The following is a 23,571-nucleotide window of genomic DNA, read 5'->3' as shown; positions in this document are numbered from 1 at the left end:
GCACCCGCTCCGTATCAGCCTCCTCGTGCGCAGTCTCCCTCGTCGTAGGAGGACCAGGAGGGCCGAGCGATGGTGCGGGCGACGCAGGGCACAGCACGGGCCGGGCGACGGCTCCGGGTGGGTCGCGCGAGCGTCGGGGCACTGCTGGGCGCGGCGGTCGCGTGCGGGCTCGCGGCCTGCAGCTGGGACGAGGAGTCCCCGGCACCTGCCGCCGTGACGGACGCCGGGCCGACGACGCCGGGAGACACCGCCGCGCCGACCGCCTCTCCCGCCGCGGAGCCGACGCCCACGCGCGAACGGAGTCGCGGAGGTGGTGGGAGCGGCGGGTCGCCCGTCCTCCTGGCGACGGCGGCCCAAGAGCTCGACAACCCCTTCCTCGAGGTCCACGGCCGGTTCGTCGAGCAGATGACGGTCAGCTGCGGGGGGACGCTGTGCGTGACGGTCCTCTCCGAACCGCCCGACGCGGACGACACGTGCACGTACCAGGGATCGGACCCGCCGTGGCAGGAGGGCGGCTTCTCCGTCCCGCGCGGGTCGACCGTGGTCCTCCACGCAGACTGCAGCCCGTCCACGAGCGACCCCGGTGAGGGGAGCGGTGACGACGGCGGTCAGGAGGGCGACGGGGCAGGGACGGGGACGAGCACGCCATGAACGACCGTGGCCCCGCGCCGGGCGGCGACGGGCCGAGCGACGGGCCGAGCACCGACGTCCCGCGCCTCGCCCGGATCGCGACCGAGATCGTGGCTCCCGCCGGCCTGGTCGCCGCGCTGCTCTACTTCTTCGGCCGGCAGCGCGTCATCTTCTTCTACAACTACTTCGGCGTCGACGTGACCTCCCTACAGCTCACCTCGACGGACTACATGGTGAACGCCCAGGACGGGTTCCTCCTGCCGCTCGCCGTCGTCGCGGTCGTCGTGCTGGTGTCCCTGTGGGCGCGCGGCGGCTCCGTGCGCGCTCCGGACGCGCGACGCCATCGTCCTCGGGTGCTCCTGGCGGTCGGTGCGGTCGGGGCCGCGCTCGTCGGGTTCGGCCTGTTCCAGGCCGTGTGGCCCGGGACCGGTCTCGCCGACGGCGTCCCGTCCTGGGCCGCGCCGGTCTGCCTCGCGCTCGGCGTCCTGGCGATCGTCGCCGTCGTGCAGACGTGGCGCGGCGAGCTGCGGCGGTCCAGGCCCGGGTGGCGGGCGCCGTCCGTCGGCGCTCGTCTGACGGAGTGGGCGGCGGTGTTCACCCTGGTCGCGGTGGCGCTCTTCTGGGCGGTCGCGAACTTCTCGGCGGAGATCGGGCAGAGTCGTGGGCGTCAGTTCGAGGCGGAGCTCGCGGAGTATCCCGGCGTCGTCGTCCGCAGCACGACAGACCTCCAGCTCGTGGCGCCGGGAGTGGAGCCCCGCGTCTGCGGTCCGGACGGGACCGCCTTCCGCCACCGCTACGACGGTCTGGTCCTCATGCAGCAGGCCGGAGGCACGTACTTCCTCCTCCCGCGAGACTGGAGCCGGGCCGGGGAGGACTCCGCCGTGCTCGCCGTCCCCGTCGGCGACGGGGTGCGCCTCGACTACCTGCCGCCGGACCCCGGCGGCGAGGCACCGCGCACCGGGCCGGTCGCCGACGACGGAGCCGGTTGCTGAGCCTCGTTGCGAAGTCAGGGGCTCAGCGGAGCGACGACGCACACCTCGAAGGTGTCCCGGGCACGGCGCAGCAGGTACCGGACCTCCTGCGCCTCCTGCTCGTTCGCGTACTCGTCGCGGTAGCTCCAGCGCACCTGCGCCCACACGAGTGCGTCGCCCACCTCCTCGACCTGCTCGAGGTGGGCGACGACCCCGACCAGCCCGCGCTCGCGGAATCCACGGGCGGTCTCGAGCGTCGACTCGCGCACGGACTCGGGGTCGGGGAGCGGCACCGAGGTCGTCGCCCCCACGACGAGCGCGGGGAACGCGTAGCTCTCCATGATGACGTCCAGGTCCCCGGTCGAGAGCGCGATCCCGTAGGAGTTGAGGAACGTCTGGACGTCGTCGGCGTCGAAGGACTCGGTGGAGGGCTCCATGGTCCCGTTCTACCTCGTCCGCCGCGCATCGGCGCGGTCGGGGCGTGGCGGTCGAGACTTGGCGTCAGCCCCGCACGGCTGCGGCGACCTGCTCGAGGAGCGCGAGGTCGGCGAGGATCGTGGCGCGCTCGTCCGCGAGGCCGCCTGGCAGCGCGAGGACGGCGAGCCCGTGCTCGACGACCGGGGCGAGGTAGTCGTCGTCGAGCACCACCGGGGACCGCGTGACGCCGTCGGGCGTCCGCAGCACGACGTCGAACCCCGCGGTCGCGTGCGTCACCGGGGAGAGGAAGCGGAGCCGGACGCCGATGCCTCCGAGCCGCGTCGTCGCGACGATCCCGTCCGTGGAAGTCGTCGTCTCGGGCGGCTCCCACGCCACGTCCGGCGTCGCGCCGACGACGGCGCGCGCCGCCTCCACGACGTGGATGCCGAGGAAGAACAGCCCGTCCCGTTCGTCGTCCGGGTCGGCGGGGCCCGACACCTCCACGGCGATCGCGCCCGGCGCGACCCCACCCGCCGTGAGCCCGGCGAGCGAGTCCCGGGCAGCGGCGACCTCGGGCGCGAAGCGGAGCGCGGACGCCGTCGTCACGGCGGTGCCGTGCGCGCGGGCCACGTCGAGCGTGGTCCGCGCGTCGGCGACCGACGCCGCGAACGGCTTGTCGACGAGCACCGGGACGCCGGCGCTCAGCAGCTCGCGCGCCGCGGCACCGTGGAGCCGGCCCGCACGATGGGCGACGATCGCCGCGTCGACCCGCCGGACGGCGTCAGGCACGGTGAGGCAGCCCGCCGGCAGGGAGAGCCCGCCCGCCGCCGCGAGCTCCGCGCGCCGGCCCGGCTCGGCGTCGACGAGCGCAGCGATCTGCACGCCGGGCCAGCGGCGCTCGGCCGCGACCAGGCGGACGTACTGGTCGGCGTGGGACGAGTCGAGCCCGACCAGAGCGATGCGCAGCACGCGCCGATCGTCCCACGGCGCGTCCAGCCGTCCGTCGTCAGCCGGGTGTCACCACGCCTGGGCGAGGAGCATGGCGAACAGCTCCTCGGCGTCCGCGTCCAGCCCGCGCGCGGTGAACCAGGCGGACATCGTGCGGCAGTCGCGCAGGAGCAGCTCGGTGCCGAACGGGTTGGCGACGAGGTCCACGACCTGCGGGAGGTCGATGATGACGATCCGGTCGCCGTCCGCCAGCACGTTGTACGGCGACAGGTCACCGTGCGCGTACCCCAGGCGCGCGAGCACGGCCATCCCGTCGCGCAGCTGGTCCCACCACGCCGCGAGGAGGTCAGGGTCCGGGTGCGCGCGGGCGAGCCTGGGCGCGGCCTCGTGCGCGACGCCGTCGGACGTGCCGACGAACTCCATGAGGATCTCGTTGTCGTCGATCTGCACCGGGTACGGGACCGGCGCTCCCGCCGACCAGAGCTCGCACAGAGCGGCGAACTCGGCGGCGGCCCACCGGCCCGCCGCGACCTGGCGGCCGTAGCGGGACTTGCGGTCGAGCGCGCGCTGGTCGCGCGTGCGCCGGACGCGACGGTCCTCGGTGTACACGGTGTCCCGCCGGAACGAGCGGTGGTCGAGGTCGCGGTAGCGCTTGGCCGCGAGGAGCGAGCGCCGCGCAGGGTCGTCGGGGACGGCACGCTCGACGAGGAAGACGTCCGCCTCCTTGCCGGTCTTGAGCACGCCGAGCTCGGTGTCGACCGCCGCGTCGGCGGTCACGACCCACTCGGGCAGGGGGTCGGGTCCGCGCTGGCCCTTCTCGACGGACGACCACGTGGACCAGCGCTGGTCGGCCCCGAGCGTGGCGTCGAGGACGCCCGTCTCCGACGTCTCGTCGGGCAGCTTCCCGACGGGCGAGCCCGCGGTGCGCTCGAAGATGGTCAGGTCGAAGGCGAGGTCGGACGTCGCGTCGTACCGCTCGTCGTGCCGCTGGTCGCGGCGACGTAGACGCCGGGGCGGGGGCGTGCGCGGGTCGCGCGCGGAGGTCGGGGGAAGGTACGGATCGGACAGGTCGTGCTCGTGCACGGCGGCTCCTCAGGGAGGGGAGCGCGCAGGCGCCCGTCGTCGAGGACGGGCGGCGGCGAAGGTGCCGGACCGCTCAGCGGCGGTCGGCGCTCCCGGGGGTGGTGGACACGCGGGCGTGGATGCTCCAGCTCACGGCGTTCCTCCTCTCCTCCGGTGCCCGACGGCGCGGGCGGCTTCGGGTCAGACCCTGCCAGTGGCCGCGCCGGCCGGGCAAGGGAATTACCAGGCGGGCGTGGCGGGGCAGTGGGGGCCGGGTCTCGGGTCGGTCGCAGCGGGTGCGCTCAGGCGCCGGCGAGGAGCCCGCCGACGGCCGTCGTGACGCGCTCGTACGTGCCGTACGTGTCGAATCCCATCTGGTCGAGCGCCGCCCACACGAACCCGACCGTCGCGTAGAGACCGACGGCCGTCGCGAGGATCCACTCCCGCACCGACCCGGTGTCACCGAGCAGCGGGAGGGCGAAGCTGCCACCCGGTCGCCACACGTCGTCGACGAGGAACGACCGACGCACCCAGCGCGGCGAGCGGAGCTTGACGGGCCAGAGCAGGGGCGCTCCGTTCGTCGTGAGGACGTCACCGAGGATGTGCACGCTCACCCCGATGCCGACGGCGACGGGGAGCCAGTTCCACTCCTCGGGCGAGAAGAGCGCCACGAGCGCGGCGATCGTGAGCGACGTGAGCCACGGTGCGAGCTTGCCGCCACGCGTCAGCTTGAGCGCCTTGAGAGCGAGCGCGACGAGGAGGACCGCCAGCACGCCGGCGCCGACGTACACCGTGCCGAACGACTCGGTCTCCACCGTGACGAGCCCCGCCGCCCAGGCGAGCGCGGTGAACACCGCGATCCCGAGGAACGAGTGCGTGCCCTGGCGATGGCCTCCGGAGATCGCCTCGACGGCGTCGGACACCCACTCGCTCACGGGCGGCAGCGAGTGCGCGAACGTGCCGTTGTGGTGGTCCGCGTCGGGGAGCAGCGCGGCGCCGGCGCACACGACGGCTCCCGTCATCACGCCGACAGACGTGAGGGGGTGCCAGCCCAGGGCGAAGGGTGCGGTCGACGTCACCGCGATCCAGGCTGCCGCACCGGTCGCGGCGTGGTTGGCACCCATCATGGCGGCGGGGTCTCCTGTCGTCGGCCCGCCGCACGGTGAGTCGACGTCGGGAGGTGTGTCCGGAACGTCCGGAACCTTACCGGGTGCCGCCGACAGCATGCTCTCGCCGCGCTCGGCCGGGCAGCTCGGGACGTCCGTGGGCGAATAGTGTGCCAAGCAGTGGCCTTGACGACGCCGGGCGGCCGGCCGCCCACCGCTTGTGCCGGTACGAACGGTGGCGTGCTGCGAGGCGCGGACGTGCGTCGTCCGGGTGAGCGTGGCGGTGAAGTTGCGAGCCTGTTTCCGGCGAATTCACAAAAGGGGTTGTGCGCGTCCAGGAATGCGCGTACGGTCTTCCTCGGTCCACGACATTCCGGTGCGTGGCCGTGACGCGATCGAGAGGAGCAGTGCTGTGCGCGAGACCTTCACGCAGGACCGGCGACGTCCCGTGCTGCCCCGCGGGCAGCGGCATGACGTGCTGTTCGTGGTGAATCTCAGCGTGTTCCTCTACCTTGCCGGCGACCCCGGCGGTCTTGTCGTCTGACCTCAGCGTCGATCGACAGGCCGTCCCGGGATTGCGCCGGGGCGGCTTTTTTTGTGCGCCGAGCCGTAGGCGCATTCTCGGCCGCATTCCTGCCGTCCGCCCGACCGCGTGCATTGTTCGCGTGCGGTCCGGAAATGTGCTGCCTTCGTGGTCCAACGGACACGACGCCGCTCTACGGAAGCGGAGACGGGGGTTCGACTCCCTCCGAAGGCACCTGGGCGTTCGCGTCCCGTCTGCTCGACGTTAAGGAGCACCAGCGCGCGTAGCTCAGCGGACAGAGCGCCGGCTTCCGGAGCCGGGCGGCGGGGGTTCGAGTCCTCCCGCGCGCACCGTCGCCGTCCCGCCCGGGGCGGCGTCATGATCAGAAGAACGACCCGAGGAGGTCACCACCGTGAGCGCCGAGGCCCACGCGTTCCCCGTCCCGCTGTCCGGCGCCAAGGCGCCGACCCTCATGTGGGCGCACGAGCACGCCGTCGAGCCGGCGGCCCTGCAGCAGCTGCGCAACATCGCCGCGCTGCCGTGGGTCGAGGGCGTGCGCGTCATGCCCGACGTCCACCTCGGCAAGGGCGCGACGGTCGGATCGGTCATCGCCATGCGCGACGCCGTGTCGCCGAACGCGGTCGGGGTCGACATCGGCTGCGGCATGATCGGCGTCCGGACGTCGCTCACGGCGGAGGACCTGCCCGACGACCTCGGACCGGTCCGTGCGCGCATCGAGGCCGCCATCCCCGTCGGGTTCCACGCGCACGACGACGCGGTCGACCCGCACCGCCTGCGCTCGATCTCCGGGAACGGCCCTGCCGAGGTGGCGCGAGGCGCCGACGCGTTCTGGTCGCGCTTCGGCGCCCTGCACGGCCGCGTGTCGGACATCGAGGGGCGTGCCCGCCGCCAGCTCGGAACGCTCGGCGGAGGAAACCACTTCGTCGAGCTGTGCGTGGACGGGTCCGGTTCTGTGTGGCTCCAGCTGCACTCGGGGTCGCGCAACATCGGCAAGACCCTCGCCGAGCAGCACGTCGCCGTCGCGAAGCGCCTCGAGCACAACCAGGGGCTCGTCGACCGCGAGCTCGCGGTGTTCCTCGGCGGCACGCCGGAGATGGACGCGTACCTCGCCGACCTGTGGTGGGCGCAGGAGTACGCGGCGCGCTCGCGCGCGGTCATGATGACGCTCGTGGTCGACGCCGTGCGCGCCTCGTTCCCCGGGCGCGAGATCGTGTTCGACGAGGCCGTGAACGTGCACCACAACTACGTCGCGGTCGAGTACGTCGACGGGCAGGAGCTCGTCGTCACGCGCAAGGGCGCGATCCGGGCCGGCAAGGGCGACCTCGGCCTCATCCCGGGGTCGATGGGCACGGGCTCCTACATCGTGCGCGGCCTGGGGAACCCCGAGTCGTACTGGTCCGCGTCGCACGGCGCGGGGCGTCGCATGTCGCGCACGAAGGCGAAGAAGACCTTCACGCTCGACGACCTCGCCGCCCAGACGGCGGGTGTCGAGTGCCGCAAGGATGCCGGGGTGCTCGACGAGATCCCGGGCGCGTACAAGGACCTCGACGAGGTCATCCGTGCGCAGTCCGACCTCGTCGAGGTCGTCGCCCGGCTCACGACGCTCCTCTGCGTCAAGGGCTGACCTGGGGCCGACCGCCGAAGCGGAACCCGGTCCTCGGAGAGAGAACCGTGGTCCGCCGAGGTAGAACCCTGGTCAGGCCACCGATGACCAGGGCGAGGTGATGCCGGGAGGGGTGGGTGGGGGCGCCGCGTCGTGGTCGGGCCTGGCGGGAGCCGCGAGGAACGAGCGGCGGATGGTAGACGCGGCGCCCCCACCCACCCCGACACCTAACCCGACCACGCGCCGTCGGACACGACCACGGTTCTACCTCGCGCGACCAGGGTTCTACCTCGGCAGACCAGGGTTCTACCTCGCGCGACCACGGTTCTACCTCGGCCGCACGTGGCCCTGCCGGGCGGGGCAGGGAGGTAGGTTCTGGGAAATGTCGTTGAATACTTGACTTTTGGTAGGTGACCGCCAAAACTCGCAGCATCGGCAGCCGCCGACGTCACGCACGCAGGAGTGCGCACCGCTCCGGTCGGAGCCGAAGCAGGACGACCGGTCCCGTGCTCTCGACGACGAGGGAGAACCAGGCATGGATTTGTTCAACGGCAAGACGATCAGGCGAGCGACTGCCGCCGCCATCACGCTGCCCGTCGCGGCCGTCGCCGCGCTCGGAGCGGCCGCCCCGGCAGCGGTCGCCGACGACCTGGCTGCCGACGACTACAAGATCCTCGTGGTGGGCGAGACGCTCGGGTTCCGTCACTCGCACATCGACGACACGACGCGGGCGCTCATCGGTCTCGGTGAGCAGAACGGCTTCACCGTCGACGTGTGGGACCCGCCGAACACGTCGGGCGGCTGGTGGGGGAGCGGCTCGCCGGGCCAGCCCGACCTGACGATGGACTCGACGCCGTTCACGAGCACCGAGAACCTGTCGCAGTACGCGACGATCGTCTTCGCCTCGCCCGTCGACAACACGAACTCGCTGAACCCGGCGACACCGCGCCTCCTCGACGACGCCGAGCTGGCGGCGTTCCAGGGCTACATCCGCGGTGGCGGAGGGTTCGTCGGCCTGCACGCCGCGACCGACACGATGCACACCGTCCCCTGGTACAGCGAGCTCACGGGCGGCGGTGCGCGGTTCGTCAGCCACCCGGCGCAGCAGACCGCCACGATGCGCGTCGAGAGCCCGGCCCACCCGTCGACGGCGCACCTGCCGGCCGTCTGGGAGCGGTTCGACGAGTGGTACAACTACTCGACCAACCCGCGCGAGGACGTGCACGTGCTCATCACGCTCGACGAGTCGACCTACTCGCCCGGGAACAACGCCATGGGTGAGGACCACCCCATCTCGTGGTGCCACAACTTCGAGGGTGGACGCTCCTGGTACGAGGGCGCCGGGCACACCGACGCGTCCTGGACCGACCCCCTGTTCCTGCAGCACGTCCTCGCGGGCGTCGAGTGGACCGCGGGCCTCGTCGAGGGTGGCGGCAACTGCGTGACCTTCCCCGAGGTCGACGGGATCGTCGCCGGTCTGGACACGTCCGCCGCGGGTGACCTCGCCACCGTCGAGGCGATCTCCGGCCTGCTGGACGAGGCGCAGGGCTTCGCCGACGCCGGTGACCACGCCGCCGCCGTCGCCTCCCTGGGCGACGCGCGCGACCTGGTCGGCGACCTGACCGAGGGTGCGGGCGACCAGGAGTTCCTCGGGACGAAGATCGACGACCTCGTCGACTGGCAGTCCGCGCTCGCCGGGTCCGCTCCCGAGCTCGACGTCAGCGTGGACGCGCAGCTGCGTGCCCTCGCGGGCAAGCAGTACCTCGCGGTCCGCGTCACCAACGCCGAGGACACCGCGGTCGACGTGACGATCGCCACGCCGTTCGGAGAGCGGTCCTACGCGGCGGTGGCGAGCGGCGCGAACGCGTACCAGTCGTTCGCGACGCGCCTCGTCGAGGTGCCGGCGGGCGAGGTCACCGTCACGGTGTCGGCCGAGCGCGACGGCGGGACGGTCACCGAGGAGGTCGTGGTCGCCTATCCCGGGACCGACTGACCGGACGTGCGCAGGCAGGGCCTCGCCCTGCGGGCGATACCCTGCCTGCGCACCGAAGGAGTCTTCCCGTGACCTCGACCCCCGAACCCGAGCCGCCGCGCCGCACCCCGCCCAAGGTGCGGCGACCCACCCGGGCGCCGCGCGTCGTCGGACCGGTGATCGAGCGGCTCGGGTCCGAGCTCGCCGCGACGACGTCGCACGGCCGGGCCGGGGTGCTCGAGCGGTTCTGGGCGGACGTCGCGAGCGCCTCGCCGGTGGTCGAGAGGGTGGCCCCCGGCGAGGTGGTCGCGACGTTCGTCTGGCGTGACGCGGACGCCCGCGAGGTCCTGCTGTTCGCGAACCGGCTCACGGACGAGCGGAACCTCGCCGACAGCCTCATGGAGCGCGTGCCCGGCACGGACGTCTGGCACCTGTCGTACCGGATGCCGACGACGTGGCGCGCCTCGTACGCGGTCCTCGCCCACCGGGCGATCGGCGCACCGCCGTGGGAGGCGCCCGACCAGGCGGCGCTGCGGCGGGCGCTCGACGTCCTCGGGCGGCCCGACCCGCTCAACCCGCGCACGTGCCGCAACCACGACGGCAGGACGCAGTCCGTCGTGGAACTGCCCGACGCCCCGCCGCAGCCGTACCTGGCCCCGCGCGCGGGCGTCGCCTGCGGCACCGTGACCGAGCGGACGGCGCCCGGTGGCCGGCGTGCGTGGGTGTACGAGCCCGCGGGTTTCGCCGGGACGAGGGGCGGGACGGCCACGGACGTGCTGCTCGTGCTCGACGGCGACGTGTGGTCCGGGCCGCAGGACCTCGCGACGACGCTCGACAACCTCCATCACGAGGAGGCCGTGCGGCCGCTGCGTGCGGTCCTGCTGGACGCCGGCTCGCGCGAGCAGCGCTGGGCCGAGCTCGACGGCGCCGGCACGGTCGACGCCTACCTCGCGCACGACCTCCTGGACTGGGTGCGCGCCGAGTACGCGGTGCAGCCTGGCCGCGACGCGGTCGGCGTCGCCGGCCAGTCGTTGGGCGCCCTCACGGCGCTGCGCACGCTCGTCGCGCACCCCGACCGGGTCGGTGCGGCCGTCAGTCAGTCGGCGTCGCTGTGGCAGGCGGACCCGAGCGCCGGCATCGCGCCGGGAGCGCTCGCCGGGACGCGGGCATGGGTCGAGGTCGGCCGGCACGAGTGGGTGCTGCAGCCGGCGCACCCGGACGCCGTCGACCGTCTGCGGGCGGCCGGGTGCGACGTGCGGTACCGCGAGTTCGACGGGGGGCACGACTACGCGTGCTGGCGCGGCGGGATCGCCGACGCGCTGCGGCACCTGCACCCACCCCGGACGTAGCACGGCCCGGCCCCGACGACGAGCGTCGGGACCGGGCCGGGGCAGGCGCGGGCGGCTGCCCGTCACGCGGTGAGCATGGCCACCGGGTTGTCGTGGGTCAGGCGGGCGAGGACGTCGCGCGGGACGCCGCGTGCGGCGAGCATCTCCGTGAAGACCGTCGGGACGTACGCGAAGCCGTTGCCGCCGTGCTGGACCCACATCTGCTTGAGGAACACGTCGTGGCTGAGCAGCACCTGGCTCGCGTGGCCCTCCTCCACGAGCCGGTGCACCGCGGCGGCGGTCGTGTGCGGGTCGGGGGAGACGCCCTCCTTCGGGAAGGTGATGTCCATGCCGACCATGTCGAACTCGAGCCAGACGCCGCGCTCGGCCACCGAGCGCTGGTAGTCCGCGTCGTCCGCCGACGGGTCCATGTGGCACAGCACGACCTTCTCGGGTCGTACGCCCACCTCGTCGAGCACGACGTCGAGCACCTCGTGCGCGCGGCGCTGCCACCCGGGCAGGTGCACCTGGAGGGCGACCTGCGGGTGCTCGCGCTGCGCGAGGGCCGCCGCGCGCAGCGACGCGGCCTCGCCGGGCGTGAACGACGGCGAGACGCCGATCTCCCCGATGATGCCGGGCCGCACACCGGTCCCGCCGATGCCGTCGACGAGCTCGGCGACGATCGCGGACGCCTGGGCGTCCACGGCTGCGGCGGCGATGCGGTCGCCCTCGAACTTCTCGAGGTACGCGCCACAGCCCGCGACCACGTGCAGGCCCGTGCGGCGCGCGACCTCGGCGAGCCGCTCGGGGTTGCGCCCGATCGCCGCGCTCGACGTCGCGTCGACGATCGTGCGACCGCCGAGCGCGGCGAAGCTCTCGAGCTCCGCCGCCACCGCGGCGACCGGCTTGTCGGCGATGTTGTCCGCGCAGCAGTACGGGTCCTGGCGCAGCGCCCAGGCGACCGACGCCGACACCGGCGCCGCCACGACCGCCTCCGAGAAGCGGTAGCTCGGCGGGTCGAGCACGCCCGACAGGTCGTTGAACAGGTGCTCGTGCGGGAGCGTCAGCCCGAGGTCCCCGGCCGCGGCGCGGCCGGTGACGGTCTGGACGTACCCGGCGGGCGTCACGCTCATCGCCCGCTCGCCTCGCCCGCCTCGCCGCCCGCGACCGCCGCGGCGACGGCGTCCTCGGACTCCCCGGCGTCCGGCTCGTCGGGATGGGCCGCCTTGCCCGAGGGGATCATGCCGATCCCGGCGGCCACGAGCGCGATGACGGTGCCGATCACCGTCGCGACGTGGACGGTGTGCCCGAGCGCAGGGATCGCGGCGTCGAGGAGGAGCGAGCCGACGAGCTGGCCCGCGACGGAGGCGAGGCCGAGGAGCAGCAGGCCCAGGCCACGCACGAGCAGGGCCATGAGCGCGATGGACAGCAGCCCGAGGGGACCGCCGAGGTACATCCACCACTCGCTCGGGAGCTGGAAGTCGACGCCGCCCACGGCCGCGCGCACGAGGTAGGCGATCAGCAGGGCGGTGAAGCCCACGAGGAAGTTCCAGCCGATCGAGACGAGCATCGACCCGGTGACGTCGGCGACGGCCGCGTTCCCGGCGGGCTGCCAGCCCGCGAGCAGGCCGCCCACGAACGGCATGATCGCGAGGACGATCGTGTGCGGCACGGAGAAGCTCGGCGAGATGACGACGACGGTCGCGGCGATGGCGAGCGCGGCGCCGAGGAGGCGCGTCGTGGTGAGCGGCTGCTTGACCGACGCCGTGACGCCGAGGCGGTCGCAGATGACGCCCGAGATCACGAGACCGGAGATGAGCGAGATCTGGAACGTCGCGACGCCGAGCACGCCGACCGTCACGCCCTCCGAGAGGACGATGACGGCGCCGCACAGGCCCGCGAGGTAGTTCCACCACGGGATGGTGCGCGAGCGGATCAGGCCGGGGATCGCGAGCGCCTCGCGCCGCGTGGCGGGACGGGCGAACACGACGACGAACATGAGGACCAGGCCGGTCCCGAACGAGATGAGCGCGGCGGCGTGCCCGTCGCCGATCGTCTTGCCGAGCTGGCCGTTGACGGCCGCCTGCATGGGGCCGAGGGCCCCCGCGAGGACGGTCGCGACGACGAGCAGGGCGGTCGCCGTGTCCTTGACCCTGCTGCGGCGGGCTGACGAGTTCAGAGCACCTCCCTGAGTGCCGGACGGGGAACCGGTGTGTGCCGGCGTGGTGTGCTTCATTGCGTGACCGTGCCTTCCTCCGACGGTACGTCGGACTTAGCTGTGGAGCGGAATCCTGGTGCCCTCGGGGGCCAGGTCGGTGGCGCGCGGCAGGGAGTCGACGGCGCCGTGGCGGGTGGTGGTGGAGGCGGCGACGCGCGCCGCCCAGCGGGCGGACTCGACGAGGTCGCCGCCGTGGAGCAGGCCGTCGGTGAGGGCCGCGCAGAACGAGTCGCCGGCGGCGGTCGTGTCGACGGCGTCGACGCGCAGGGCCGGGACGGTGACGGGTGCGCGGCCCGCGGGGACGACGAGCGCGCCGTCCGCCCCGAGGGTGACGACGACGTCGCCGGGGTGCTCGAGCGCTCGCACCATGGCGCGCACCTCGTCCTCGCCGGCTGGCTCCGCTGCCGCGCCGACGAGGGTCGCGAGCTCGAACCGGTTGGGGACGAGCACGCGGAACCGGGCTCGCAGGTCGGCGGGCAGCGGGACGGCGGGCGCGGGGTTGAGGACGGTCGTGCCCGTCGCGGTAGCCGCGACGGCGCGCAGGGCGCCGAGCGGCGTCTCGTACTGGCACAGGACCGCCGCCGCGTCGGTGACGAGGTCGGCGCGCTCGGCGACGAACGACTCGTCCACGACGGCGTTCGCGCCGGGCTCGATGACGATCGTCGACTCGGGCTGCTCCCAGAGCACGACGGCGACGCCGGTGGGCCGGTCCACGGTCGCGAGACCGTCGAGGACGAGGCCCTCGACGGCGAGGCGGCGGCGGATCGCGCGGCCGTCGTCGTCGTCACCGACGGCGCCGACCATGGCGACGCGCCGCCCGAGCCGGGCGGCCGCGACGGCCTGGTTGGCGCCCTTGCCGCCGGGGGAGCGGACGAGACCGGTCGCGCTGACGGTCTCGCCCGAGCGGGGCAGGCGGTCGACGGTCAGCCGGAGATCCATGTTCAGGCTGCCGACGACCACCACCTCGGGCGTCATCAGCCCGCGAGCCACGTGACGGCCTGGCCGAACAGCGGGCCGTACCCGGCCCAGTCCATGAACTCGCGCGGGGCCCAGTGGGGGGAGATGTCGGAGGCGAACGCGAGCGTGCGGCCCTTGCCCTCGGTGCGGACGGCGACGAGCGGGCGGCCCTCGATGGTCGCGAGCACGGTCGCGTCGGGCTTGGCGGTGAGGCGCTGGTAGCCGAGCAGGATCGGCCACTCGTGGTCGAGACCCGCGGTGACGGGGTGCTCGACGTCGGTGCGTGTCCCGCCGATGCCCTCGGGCGTCTCCTCGCGGTCGTCGTACGGGAGGATCTCGACGGGCAGGACGGCCTCGACAGCGGTGCCGTGGTAGTTCGCCTTGGCCTGGAATCCCTGGAAGCTGAGGTAGCCGCCGGCCATCATGAGGCCGCCGCCGCGGCGCACCCACTCGGCGAGGAGCTTGAGCCGGTTCGGGAACGGGCGGCCCTGGGAGAAGACGACGGGCGGCAGCAGGAGCGAGTTCGCGCCGATGTCGGACAGGATCACGACGTCGTAGGCGTCGAGCTCGTCGAGCGTGGAGGGGAACTCCTCGGCGACGAGGTGCGAGGGCAGGTGCGTGACCTCGTGGCCCTCGGCGGCCAGCGCCTCGAGCAGGCGCGCGCACCCGATCTCGAGCTGGGCGTGGGGGAACGCGTCGTACCCCTTGTAGTCGGTGGTCGCGTTGATCCACGACTCCCCGGCGAGCAGAACCCGGCTCATCCCGGCCTCCTTGCGAATCAGGTCGCGCGACGACTTTGCGCAACGTTGTGTGTTGTTGCGCAAGACCGTAGGGTGGAGATGTTCGGCCTGTCAACACCGCCTGCCCAGCGAACAGCCGGTAGGGTGCAGGGGATCTGGGACGCGAACCGCTGGAGGAGAGCCATGACGCTCACGCGTGTTGCGCAACGTGCCGGCGTGTCGGCCTCGACCGCCTCGCGCTACCTGCGCGGGCAGCTCAACGTGCAGCCGGAGACGGCGGCGCGCATCGATGCCGCCGTGCGTGAGGTGGGGTACGTCGTCCCCGCGCCGGCCGCGCGCGAGGGCGAGCGCCGCGCCGGGGTCGTCGCTCTCGTCGTCCCGGACTTCGTCAACCCGTTCTTCACCGCCCTCGCCGAGGAGATGGCGCGCCTCGCGGGCGACCGGAGGATCCCGCTCGTCGTCGCCCTGTCGACGCGGCACGGCGACGCGGAGTCAGGCCTCGGGCAGCTCCTCGCGAGCGACGGGTCGCTCGGGGGCGTCGTCTACGTGGGGATGTCCCGGACCGACGACCGGCTCGCACGCGCCGTCGCGGACGGGCTGCCCGTCGTCGTCATCGACGAGGAGATCGACCTCGACCTGCCGGTCGAGACGATCACCGTGGACAACTACGGCGGCGCCTACCAGGCGACGAGCTACCTCGTGCAGCAGGGGCACCGCCGCATCGCGCACGTCGCTGGTCCCGCCGAGCTCTCCACGACGCAGGACCGGCTGCGCGGGTACGTCGACGCGATGCACGACGCCGGGCTCGACGTGGACCCCGACCTCGTGCGCCACGGCCCCTACACCGAGCAGTTCGGCGCCTCGACGTTCCCCTACCTCACGCGGCCCGGCAGCGCCCCGACGGCCGTGTTCGTCGGCAGCGACATCGTCGCCGTCGGCATGCTCGGGGCAGCGGAGCTGCACGGGATCTCCATCCCTGACGACCTCTCGGTCGTGGGGTGCGACGGCATCCGCGTCGGCCAGTGGCTCCGGCCCAAGCTCACGACCCTCGAGCAGCCCGTCGCGGCGCTCGCGCTCGCCGCGACCGATGCGATCGAGCGCTCGATGTCGGGCCTCGGTCCCCGCACGGGTGCGCCCGCGCGCACCGTGCTCCCGCTCCATCTCGTCGTCCGGGGGTCGGTGTCGCGGGTCGCGGCCCCCTGACGCCCTGCGGACCTGACCCGGTCGGCGACGCCGGACCGGCCGTCATGCCCCGGCAGAGGCCCGATCCCGCCGGGTGCCACCGGTCCAGCGCATCACGACGTAGAGCACGACGCCGACCGCGAGGAGCGCCCCGGCCCGCAGCCACGTGGCGCCGTCCTGCTGGGTCAGCAGGAGCACGCACGACGCGACGCCGAGCACCGGCACCACGGTCGCCACGCGGAAGTGCGGCTGGTCCACCTGGTCGCGCCGCAGGACGAGCACCGCGACGTTCGTCGAGGCGAAGACCAGCAGGAGGAGCAGGACGACGGTCTCGGCGAGGCCCGCGACGTCACCGGTGAAGACGAGGCCCATCGCGACCGCCGTCGTCACGACGATGGCGACCCACGGGGTCCGGCGGCGTGGCAGCACCCGACCGAGAGTCGACGGCAGGAGCCCCTGCTCCGCCATGCCGTACGCGAGCCGGCTCGCCATGATCATCGTCAGCAGGGCACCGTTGGCCACCGCGACGAGAGCGACGAGGGAGAACACCCAGGCAGGGACGGAACCCTCCGCGTCGACGACCTCGAGGAGCGGGCCCGACGAGCCGGCGAGCGTCTCCGGGTCCACGACGACGACCGCGGCCACCCCGACCGCCACGTACACGACCCCGGCCGTGACGAGCGCGCCGAACAGCGCGCGCGGGTACGTCCGCCGGACGTCGCGCACCTCCTCGGCGAGGTTCGCCGAGGTCTCGAACCCGACGAACGAGTAGTACGCGAGGATCGCGGCGGCCAGGACGGCGAGCGCCGGCGTCGTGCCCTCGGTGAACTGCGTGACCCGCTCCGGGGACCCGTCACCCCGGCCGAGGACGACCGCGGCCAGCACGACCACGAGGACCAGACCGGAGAGCTCGACGGCGGTCATGGCGACGTTCGCGCGGAGCGACTCCTTGATGCCCCGCGCGTTGAGTGCGGCGACGGCCGCGAGGAAGATCACCGCGACGAGCCGGTCGGGGGCGTCGACGAACGTCGCGAAGTAGTCGCCCGCGAACGCGAGCGAGAGCCCTGCCGCGCTCGTGACGCCCGCGGCGAGCATGGAGAAGCCCACGAGGAACGACACGAGCGGCGAGCGGAACGCGCGGTCGGCGAACACCGCGGCGCCCCCGGCGCGCGGGTACTTGGTGACCAGCTCGGCGTAGGAGCCGGCGGTGAGGAGCGCCAGCCCGAGCGCGACGAGCAGCGGCAGCCAGACCGCGCCGCCGACCTCGCCGGCCATCTCGCCGACCAGGGCGTAGACGCCTGCGCCCAGGACGTCGCCGAGGATGAACAGGTAGAGGAGCCGGCCGCCGACCGACCGGGACAGCTTCGTGTCGGGCTCGGTGGACCGCTGGTCAGACGTGGTGCTCGCGCTCATCGGCATACGGTGACATCGACCCGGTTCGCTCGCCCGGTGTCCGGTCGCGGCCGGTCGCCCGCCGGAGCATCTCGCAGGAGCACCGCATGCGTGCGTCCGGGACCCGTGCGAGCGTGAAGATCCCGGGTCCAGCAGCGAGCCCGTCGCACGAGCGCGACCGACCGGCCGGGGCTGCGCGCCCCGGGTCGACGTCGCGTGGTCTTCCGGAGGCGACCATGGCTGACACGTCGGAGACGAGGACGACGACCGACCACGACGAGATCCGTTCCTGGGTCGAGGAGAACGGCGGTACGCCGGCGAGCGTGCGCGGCACCGAGAGCGGCGCCGACGAGGCCGGTGTGCTGCGGCTCGACTTCCCGGGCGGCGCCGGGGAGGACGAGCTCGAGCACGTCTCGTGGGAGACGTGGTTCGACAAGTTCGACGCCGAGGGCCTGGCCTTCCTGTACCAGGCCCAGCGCTCGGGAGGGGGCGGCAGCACCTTCTTCAAGCTGGTGCGCCGGTGAGCGCGCCGGAGAGCGGCGTGGTGACCAAGGGCTGGGTGCGCCGCGCCGTCGTGCTGGGCGGAGCGGGCTTCGTCGGCAGCCACGTGTGCGAGGCACTCGTCGCCTCGGGCGCCGAGGTGGTGTGCGTCGACGACCTCTCGACCGGTGACGCGCGCAACCTCGCGGCCCTGGACGACGAACCGCTGTTCCGGTTCCTCGAGGCTGACGTCTCGGCGGGTCTCGACGTGCCCGACGCCGACCGCGTGGACCTCGTCCTCCACCTCGCCTCGCCCGCCTCGCCCGCCGACTACCTGCGGCTCCCGCTCGAGACGCTGCTGGCCGGCTCCGCGGGCACCCGGCACGGCCTCGAGCTCGCCGCGGGGGCCGGGGCGCGGTTCGTCCTCGCCTCGACGTCCGAGGTGTACGGCGACCCCGAGGTGCACCCGCAGCGCGAGGACTACTGGGGCCACGTCAACCCGGTCGGGCCCCGCAGCGTCTACGACGAGGCCAAGCGGTTCGCGGAGGCCACCACGGCGGCGTACCGGCGCAGCCGCGGCGTCGACGCCGGGATCGTCCGCATCTTCAACACCTACGGACCGCGCATGCGGGGTCACGACGGGCGCATGGTCCCCACGTTCGTGCGGCAGGCGCTCGCGGGCGAGCCGCTCACCATCGCGGGCGACGGGTCGCAGACACGCTCCGTGTGCTACGTCGACGACCTCGTGGACGGGATCCTGGCCTTCGCGCGGTCGGCCGAGCCCGGCCCGGTGAACCTGGGCAACGCGACCGAGCTCACCGTCGCCCGGATCGCGGAGGACGTCCTGGCCGCCACGGGGAGCGACGCCGGCGTCGTGCACGTCGACCTCCCCGAGGACGACCCGCGGCGCCGCAGGCCGGACACCGGCCTCGCCGAGCGGACCCTGGGATGGCGCGCGCGCACGCCGTGGCCGGAGGGGCTCGCGCGCACCGTCGCGTGGTTCCGCGAGGAGGCCGGGCGCGCCGGGACCGTCCCCGTCGGCGCCGGAGCAGCCGAGGCGGCGGCGGGCGCGTCCGGGACAGGGGTGCGGCCATGAGGATCTCCGTGCACGGCTGCGGCTACCTGGGCGCGGTCCACGCCGCGGCGATGGCGCACCTCGGCCACGACGTCGTGGGCATCGACGTCGACCGCGCCAGGGTGGATGCGCTCGCGGAGGGGCGCGCGCCGTTCTTCGAGCCCGGCCTCACGGCCCTCCTGGGCGACCGGGACGCCGCCGGCTCGCTGCGCTTCTCGACCGACCCCGCGGCCGCCGCCGAGGCGGAGGTCCACTTCCTGTGCGTCGGGACCCCGCAGTCGGCGGGCAGCGGCGGGGCCGACCTGCAGCAGCTCGACGCCTCTCTCGCCGCGCTGCGCCCGCACCTGCGGCCCGGCACGGCGGTGGTGGGCAAGTCGACCGTCCCGGTGGGGACGGCCGCACGCCTCGCGGCCGACCTGCCCGACGGCGTCGGGCTCGCGTGGAACCCCGAGTTCCTGCGGGAGGGGCACGCCGTCGCCGACACCCTGCACCCTGACCGGCTCGTCTACGGCGTGCCCGGCGACGGCGACGCCCTCGTCGCCCGCCTCGACGCCGTCTACGCGAGCCTCCTCGCCGACGGCGTGCCGCGCGTCGTGACGGACCTCGCGACGGCGGAGCTCGCCAAGGTGGCGGCCAACGCGTTCCTCGCGACGAAGATCTCGTTCGCCAACGCCATGGCGGAGGTGTGCGAGGCGGCCGGGGGAGACGCGGTCGCGCTCGTCGGCACGATGGCGCTCGACCGCCGGATCGGCGGGGAGTACCTCGGGGTCGGGCTGGGGTTCGGCGGTGGGTGCCTGCCCAAGGACATCCGCGCCTTCTCGGCCCGGGCGCGCGAGCTCGGGGTCGGCCGGGCCGTGTCGTTCCTCGACGAGGTCGACGCGATCAACGAGCGCTGCCGGGAGCGGACCGTGGAGCTCGTGCGGGCTGCCTGCGGCGGCGCTCTCGTCGGTCACCGGGTCGCGGTCCTCGGCGCCGCGTTCAAGCCCGACAGCGACGACGTCCGCAGCTCCCCGGCGCTCGCGCTCGCCCGGGCGCTCGCGGCCGACGGGGCCGCCGTCGTGGTCACGGACCCCCAGGCTCTCGCGCTGGCGCAGGCCGTGGCGCCCGAGCTCGGCTACGCGGCGGACGTACGGGAGGCGGCGACCGGCGCCGACGTCGTCGTGCTCGCGACCGAGTGGGACGAGTACCGCGATCTCGACCCGGACGCTCTCGCGGGCGTCGTCGGCGCGCGCCGGCTGGTGGACGCGCGCAACGGCGTCGACCCGGAGCGGTGGCGCTCGGCCGGGTGGGACGTGCGCTCGCTCGGCGTCGCCGCCGTCCGCGACGCCCGTCCTCAGTCGAGCAGCCCGACCGCGTAGCCGACGAAGAGCAGCGCGGTGAGCACGGCCACCGCACCGATGACGCCGATCCACACCCACGGCACCGCGCGGTGCGGACCGTGCTCGTCGTGCCCCTGGGGGGCGCTCACCTGGTCCTCGGCCGGTGGCGTCTCCCCGGGCTGGACGTTCCCGCTTGCCGAGAAGTCGGCAGCGGGGGAACGTCCCGAGCTGGCCTGCGGGTCGGGGTCGGGCGAGCTCGGGTCCGTCACGGTGCTGTTCCTCTCGTCGGTCGTGCGAGGTCGTACGGGATCGTGGGTTCCTAGGGACGACGCCAGTCGTCCGAGGTCAGGTGCGAGCCCGCCATCGGGCCCATGCGGAGCATCCCGCCGTCGACGGCCCACGACGCCCCGGTGACGTACGTCGCGCTCGGGCCGCAGAGGAACGCGACCACGGCGGCGACCTCGCGTGCGTCGCCGGGCCGTCCGAGCGGGACGCCGGGGCGGTGCTCGGAGTGCGGGTCCTCGTCCTCCTGGCCCGTCATCGCCGTCGCGATCTCGCCGGGTGCGACCGCGTTGACGGTGATGCCGTGCTCTGCGAGCTCGAGCGCGGCGACCTGCGTCAGCAGACCGAGGCCACCCTTGGCCGCGCAGTACGGCGCGGCGCCCACGCGCGGCGCGTGCTCGTGCACGCTCGTCACGTTGACCACGCGCCCGCCGCGGCCCCCCGCGACCATGTGCCGGGCCGCGGCCTGGGTCAGCACGAACGGGCCGTCGAGGTCCGTCGTCAGGACCTCGCGCCACGTCGCGAGGTCGAGGTCGAGGAAGGGCGTCGCCGTGCCCGTCCCCGCGACGTTGACGAGCGCGTCCACGCGGCCGAGCTCGGCGGCGAGGGCGTCGACGGCCGGCGCGAGGGCGTCGAGCTCGGTGACGTCGACCCGGCGCGTCACGGCGGTCGCGCCCTCGTCGCGGACCTGCCGCGCCGTCTCCTCGGCGTCGTCCTCGTCGGCGTACCAGCACAGGCCGAGGTCGAAGCCGCCCGCCGCGAGCGCGACGGCGGTCGCGCGCCCGATGCCGGACTCCGACCCGGTCACGAGGGCGACCGGACGCGCCGGAGCATCCGCAGGATGCGCATCGGCGGGTTCCGCCGAGCGCGGGTCGAGGTCGGTTGCGGACATGCTCCCACCCTCGGAGCGGTCGCCCTCCCACGCATCCCGGGCGGCTCCCGTGCCGTCGGTCCTAGCGCCCGACCATGCGCATGCCGGCGCCGTCGTACCGGTCGCCGTGGACGGGCACGGTGGTGGTGAGCGCGTTCAGCCCTGCTACCTCGTCGGCGGACAGCGGCACCGTGGCGGCGCCGGCGTTCTCGGCGACGCGCTCGATCCGGCGGGTGCCGGGGATCGGGACGATCCAGGGCTGCTGGGCGAGCAGCCAGGCGAGCGCGACCTGCCCGGACGTGACGCCCTTGGCCTGCGCCAGCGCCCGGACCTCGTCGACCAGACGCTGGTTCACGGCACGGTTCTCCTCGCTGAAGCGGGGGATCGTGGTGCGGATGTCGCCCTCGGCGAACGTCGTGGCCGGCGAGACCGTCCCGGTGAGGAAGCCCTTGCCGAGCGGGCTGAACGGGACGAACCCGATGCCGAGCTCGGCGAGCGTGGGCAGCACCTCGGGCTCGGGGTCGCGCGTCCACAGCGAGTACTCGCTCTGCACCGCGGTCACGGGGAAGACGGCGTGCGCGCGCCGGATGGTCGCGGCGCCCGCCTCGGAGAGGCCGAAGTGTGCGACCTTGCCCGCCTGGACGAGCTCGCCGACGGCGCCGGCCACCTCCTCGATCGGGACGTCCGGGTCGACGCGGTGCTGGTAGAACAGGTCGATCCTGTCGGTGCGCAGACGCTGCAAGGAGGCGTCGGCGACCCGGCGGATCTGCTCGGGGCGGCTGTCGAGGCCCGCCATCCGCCCGTCCTGGATGTCCCAGCCGAACTTGGTGGCGACGACGACCCGGTCGCGCAGCGGGGCGAGCGCCTCGCCGACGAGCTCCTCGTTGACGTAGGGGCCGTAGACCTCGGCGGTGTCGACGAACGTGACGCCGTGCTCGACGGCGCCGCGCAGGACGGCGATCATGTCGTCGCGCGTGCCGGGGTTGGGTCCGTAGGACATGGACATGCCCATGGCGCCGAGTCCGATCGCCGAGACCTGCAGTCCCTGTCCGAGCGTGCGGTTGTGCATGGTGTCTCTCCGGGGGGTTGGGGGCGGGGCGGCGTCAGCGGGGGTCGACGCGCAGGGTCGTGGCGCGCGCGGTGGGCGCGGTGATGTGGTCGACGGCCGAACCGTTGCCGTACTTGGCGCGGTAGGCGGCGTCGATCGCGCCGTCGCGGGAGTCGTCGGGCGTGAAGGTGACCTCGGCCAGCACGCCACCGGAGTCGACGGCCCCGGTGGAGGTCTTCTGCACACCGCGGTACCAGGCGCCGTCCTGCCCGCGGACCGAGCGGATGTACAGGGCGTCGTCGACGACGACGTGCCACACGATGCGGGGCGTGCGGAGCGTGCCGTCGGGGCGGTGGGCGGCGACGCGCAGCTCGCCGTCGCGGTCGATCGCGGCCAGGTCGGCCGGGGTCCAGGCAGCCATGAGATGTCTCCTCGAAAGGGGTCGACGCGGTGTGGGGTGCGGTGTGGGGTGCTCAGGCTTCGGGGATGTCCAGGCCGAAGCTCTCGAGGGTGATGTCGGCCGGGTCCGGCCCTCCGCGCACGCCGGTGTCCAGGGCGTCGATCGTGGCGAGCTCGGCGGCGGTGAGCTCGAAGTCGGTGACGGCGAAGTTCTCGGCGATGCGCGACGGGGTCACGGACTTCGGGATCGCGGAGCGGCCCTGCTGCAGGTGCCAGCGGAGCATCACCTGCGCCGGCGTCCTGCCGTGCGAGGTCGCGATCTGGCCGATCGTCGGGTCGTCGAGCGTGCTGCGGCGGTCCTCCTCCCCGTAGCCCGGGTAGAACGTGATGCCCCCGATCGGCGACCACGCCTGCGACACGATGCCGTGCTGCGCGCCCGCGGCCAGGAGCTCGGGCTGGCGGAAGTAGGGGTGCACCTCGATCTGGTTCACGGCGGGCACCACGCTGGTCGCGTCGAGCAGCGCGGTCAGGTGCTCGGGCATGAAGTTGCTCACGCCGATCGCGCGGACCTTGCCGTCGGCGAGCAGCGTCTCCAGGGCCTGGTAGGCCTCGACGGTGAGGTCGAAGCGGGACGGCAGCGCCTGGTGCAGGATCAGGAGGTCGATCGTCTCGACGCCGAGCTTGCCGGCGGACTTTTCGAACGCGTGCAGGGTGGAGTCGTCGCCGTAGTCGCTGATCCAGACCTTCGTCTCGACGAAGATCTCGTCGCGGTCGAGACCGGACTCGGCGATCGCGCGGCCGACCTCGCGCTCGTTGCCGTAGGCGGCGGCGGTGTCGATGTGGCGGTAGCCGGTGCGCAGCGCCTCGGCGACCGCGTCGACGGTCTCCTGCGGCGGGGTCTGGAAGACGCCGTACCCGAGGGCGGGCATCGTCACGCCGTTGTTCAGCGTCAGGGTGGGGACCGGGTTGATCGTCATGCCGTCCACGCTAGGAGGGGCCGCCCGGATGAGGCAGGTCCTGCTGGTAC

The 23,571-nt window shown here is 73.8% G+C and carries 24 protein-coding genes and 2 tRNA genes; 12 read left to right on the top strand and 14 right to left on the bottom strand.

The genetic code is table 11. The features are described 5' to 3' along the window. Window positions 1-69: 69 nt before the first annotated feature. Both ACMXGY_RS12165 and ACMXGY_RS12160 read left to right on the top strand, forming a co-directional pair. A complete protein-coding gene (locus ACMXGY_RS12165; protein ID WP_483773251.1) occupies window positions 70-651 on the top strand; it encodes a hypothetical protein in 582 nt (193 codons plus the stop codon). Continuing rightward, window positions 648-1,622, top strand: coding sequence for a hypothetical protein (locus ACMXGY_RS12160; protein ID WP_483773250.1), 975 nt, complete (start codon window positions 648-650; stop codon window positions 1,620-1,622). The genes ACMXGY_RS12165 and ACMXGY_RS12160 overlap by 4 nt, the downstream gene beginning before the upstream one ends. Before the next feature lie 14 nt (window positions 1,623-1,636). Here the strand turns inward: ACMXGY_RS12160 and ACMXGY_RS12155 are convergent, their stop codons facing one another. From ACMXGY_RS12155 to ACMXGY_RS12140, 4 genes are all read right to left on the bottom strand, one after another. Further along, window positions 1,637-2,038 (bottom strand): hypothetical protein, encoded by a 402-nt coding sequence (locus tag ACMXGY_RS12155; RefSeq protein WP_483773249.1) that lies wholly within the window; start codon window positions 2,036-2,038, stop codon window positions 1,637-1,639. A 64-nt stretch (window positions 2,039-2,102) separates the two neighbouring features. Beyond that, entirely contained in the window at window positions 2,103-2,987 is an 885-nt protein-coding gene (locus ACMXGY_RS12150; protein WP_483773248.1) for a Gfo/Idh/MocA family oxidoreductase, read from the bottom strand. A 48-nt stretch (window positions 2,988-3,035) separates the two neighbouring features. Further along, window positions 3,036-4,049 (bottom strand): serine protein kinase RIO, encoded by a 1,014-nt coding sequence (locus tag ACMXGY_RS12145; protein WP_483773247.1) that lies wholly within the window; start codon window positions 4,047-4,049, stop codon window positions 3,036-3,038. Between the two features lie 281 nt (window positions 4,050-4,330). Further along, a complete protein-coding gene (locus ACMXGY_RS12140) occupies window positions 4,331-5,155 on the bottom strand; it encodes a metal-dependent hydrolase (protein ID WP_483773246.1) in 825 nt (274 codons plus the stop codon). 391 nt (window positions 5,156-5,546) lie between these two features. On the opposite strand from ACMXGY_RS12140, the gene ACMXGY_RS12135 reads away from it, so the two are divergent. The 6 genes from ACMXGY_RS12135 (at window position 5,547) to ACMXGY_RS12110 (ending at window position 10,602) form a co-directional block, all read left to right on the top strand. Continuing rightward, window positions 5,547-5,678 (top strand): hypothetical protein, encoded by a 132-nt coding sequence (locus tag ACMXGY_RS12135; RefSeq protein ID WP_483773245.1) that lies wholly within the window; start codon window positions 5,547-5,549, stop codon window positions 5,676-5,678. A 141-nt stretch (window positions 5,679-5,819) separates the two neighbouring features. Then, window positions 5,820-5,891, top strand: a tRNA-Arg gene (locus ACMXGY_RS12130). 43 nt (window positions 5,892-5,934) lie between these two features. Continuing rightward, window positions 5,935-6,007 (top strand) — tRNA-Arg (locus tag ACMXGY_RS12125). A 122-nt stretch (window positions 6,008-6,129) separates the two neighbouring features. Then, on the top strand, window positions 6,130-7,302 hold the full coding sequence (locus ACMXGY_RS12120; RefSeq protein WP_483776859.1) for an RtcB family protein: 1,173 nt from the start codon (window positions 6,130-6,132) through the stop codon (window positions 7,300-7,302). 514 nt (window positions 7,303-7,816) lie between these two features. Continuing rightward, window positions 7,817-9,274, top strand: coding sequence for a ThuA domain-containing protein (locus ACMXGY_RS12115; protein WP_483773244.1), 1,458 nt, complete (start codon window positions 7,817-7,819; stop codon window positions 9,272-9,274). A gap of 68 nt (window positions 9,275-9,342) precedes the next feature. Next, window positions 9,343-10,602 (top strand): enterochelin esterase domain-containing protein, encoded by a 1,260-nt coding sequence (locus ACMXGY_RS12110; protein ID WP_483773243.1) that lies wholly within the window; start codon window positions 9,343-9,345, stop codon window positions 10,600-10,602. A 62-nt stretch (window positions 10,603-10,664) separates the two neighbouring features. On the opposite strand, the gene ACMXGY_RS12105 is transcribed toward ACMXGY_RS12110, so the two are convergent. Genes ACMXGY_RS12105 through ACMXGY_RS12090 form a run of 4 tightly spaced genes read right to left on the bottom strand, consistent with a single transcriptional unit; the run spans window position 10,665 to window position 14,517 of the window. After that, entirely contained in the window at window positions 10,665-11,714 is a 1,050-nt protein-coding gene (locus tag ACMXGY_RS12105; protein ID WP_483773242.1) for a phosphotriesterase family protein, read from the bottom strand. After that, window positions 11,711-12,817 carry a DMT family transporter gene (locus tag ACMXGY_RS12100; RefSeq protein ID WP_483773241.1) on the bottom strand — a complete coding sequence of 369 codons (1,107 nt, stop codon included), beginning with the start codon at window positions 12,815-12,817 and terminating at the stop codon, window positions 11,711-11,713. Before ACMXGY_RS12100 ends, ACMXGY_RS12105 begins: the two co-directional genes overlap by 4 nt. Window positions 12,818-12,853: 36 nt before the next feature. Further along, complete coding sequence (locus ACMXGY_RS12095) at window positions 12,854-13,774, bottom strand: ribokinase (protein ID WP_483776858.1); 921 nt, start codon at window positions 13,772-13,774, stop codon at window positions 12,854-12,856. Next, on the bottom strand, window positions 13,774-14,517 hold the full coding sequence (locus ACMXGY_RS12090) for a glutamine amidotransferase (protein ID WP_483773240.1): 744 nt from the start codon (window positions 14,515-14,517) through the stop codon (window positions 13,774-13,776). Before ACMXGY_RS12090 ends, ACMXGY_RS12095 begins: the two co-directional genes overlap by 1 nt. A gap of 78 nt (window positions 14,518-14,595) precedes the next feature. On the opposite strand from ACMXGY_RS12090, the gene ACMXGY_RS12085 reads away from it, so the two are divergent. Continuing rightward, the gene (locus ACMXGY_RS12085) at window positions 14,596-15,699 is read left to right on the top strand and encodes a LacI family DNA-binding transcriptional regulator (protein WP_483773239.1); all 1,104 of its coding nucleotides are present in this window, start codon (window positions 14,596-14,598) and stop codon (window positions 15,697-15,699) included. 42 nt (window positions 15,700-15,741) lie between these two features. Here the strand turns inward: ACMXGY_RS12085 and ACMXGY_RS12080 are convergent, their stop codons facing one another. Continuing rightward, window positions 15,742-17,091 (bottom strand): APC family permease, encoded by a 1,350-nt coding sequence (locus tag ACMXGY_RS12080; RefSeq protein WP_483773238.1) that lies wholly within the window; start codon window positions 17,089-17,091, stop codon window positions 15,742-15,744. Window positions 17,092-17,306: 215 nt separating this feature from the next. On the opposite strand from ACMXGY_RS12080, the gene ACMXGY_RS12075 reads away from it, so the two are divergent. Genes ACMXGY_RS12075 through ACMXGY_RS12065 form a run of 3 tightly spaced genes read left to right on the top strand, consistent with a single transcriptional unit; the run spans window position 17,307 to window position 19,983 of the window. Then, window positions 17,307-17,594: a hypothetical protein gene (locus ACMXGY_RS12075; protein ID WP_483773237.1), complete on the top strand. Its 288-nt coding sequence runs from the start codon at window positions 17,307-17,309 to the stop codon at window positions 17,592-17,594. Continuing rightward, the gene (locus ACMXGY_RS12070; protein ID WP_483773236.1) at window positions 17,591-18,646 is read left to right on the top strand and encodes an NAD-dependent epimerase/dehydratase family protein; all 1,056 of its coding nucleotides are present in this window, start codon (window positions 17,591-17,593) and stop codon (window positions 18,644-18,646) included. Before ACMXGY_RS12075 ends, ACMXGY_RS12070 begins: the two co-directional genes overlap by 4 nt. Next, complete coding sequence (locus tag ACMXGY_RS12065; protein ID WP_483773235.1) at window positions 18,643-19,983, top strand: UDP-glucose dehydrogenase family protein; 1,341 nt, start codon at window positions 18,643-18,645, stop codon at window positions 19,981-19,983. Before ACMXGY_RS12070 ends, ACMXGY_RS12065 begins: the two co-directional genes overlap by 4 nt. Here ACMXGY_RS12065 and ACMXGY_RS12060 read toward each other — a convergent pair. From ACMXGY_RS12060 to ACMXGY_RS12040, 5 genes are all read right to left on the bottom strand, one after another. Next, window positions 19,959-20,213 (bottom strand): DUF6480 family protein, encoded by a 255-nt coding sequence (locus tag ACMXGY_RS12060; protein ID WP_483773234.1) that lies wholly within the window; start codon window positions 20,211-20,213, stop codon window positions 19,959-19,961. The two genes, ACMXGY_RS12065 and ACMXGY_RS12060, sit on opposite strands and share 25 nt — an antisense overlap. A 50-nt stretch (window positions 20,214-20,263) precedes the next feature. Beyond that, window positions 20,264-21,118, bottom strand: coding sequence for an SDR family oxidoreductase (locus ACMXGY_RS12055; RefSeq protein WP_483773233.1), 855 nt, complete (start codon window positions 21,116-21,118; stop codon window positions 20,264-20,266). A 61-nt stretch (window positions 21,119-21,179) separates the two neighbouring features. Then, window positions 21,180-22,166 carry an aldo/keto reductase gene (locus tag ACMXGY_RS12050; protein ID WP_483773232.1) on the bottom strand — a complete coding sequence of 329 codons (987 nt, stop codon included), beginning with the start codon at window positions 22,164-22,166 and terminating at the stop codon, window positions 21,180-21,182. 34 nt (window positions 22,167-22,200) lie between these two features. Next, the gene (locus ACMXGY_RS12045) at window positions 22,201-22,566 is read right to left on the bottom strand and encodes a DUF2255 family protein (protein WP_483773231.1); all 366 of its coding nucleotides are present in this window, start codon (window positions 22,564-22,566) and stop codon (window positions 22,201-22,203) included. 52 nt (window positions 22,567-22,618) lie between these two features. After that, window positions 22,619-23,521, bottom strand: coding sequence for an aldo/keto reductase (locus ACMXGY_RS12040; protein WP_483773230.1), 903 nt, complete (start codon window positions 23,519-23,521; stop codon window positions 22,619-22,621). Window positions 23,522-23,571 lie beyond the last annotated feature (50 nt).

This window comes from Cellulosimicrobium sp. G4 BAM 1002 (assembly GCF_057126935.1).
This window is presented reverse-complemented; position numbering and strand designations above follow the sequence as displayed.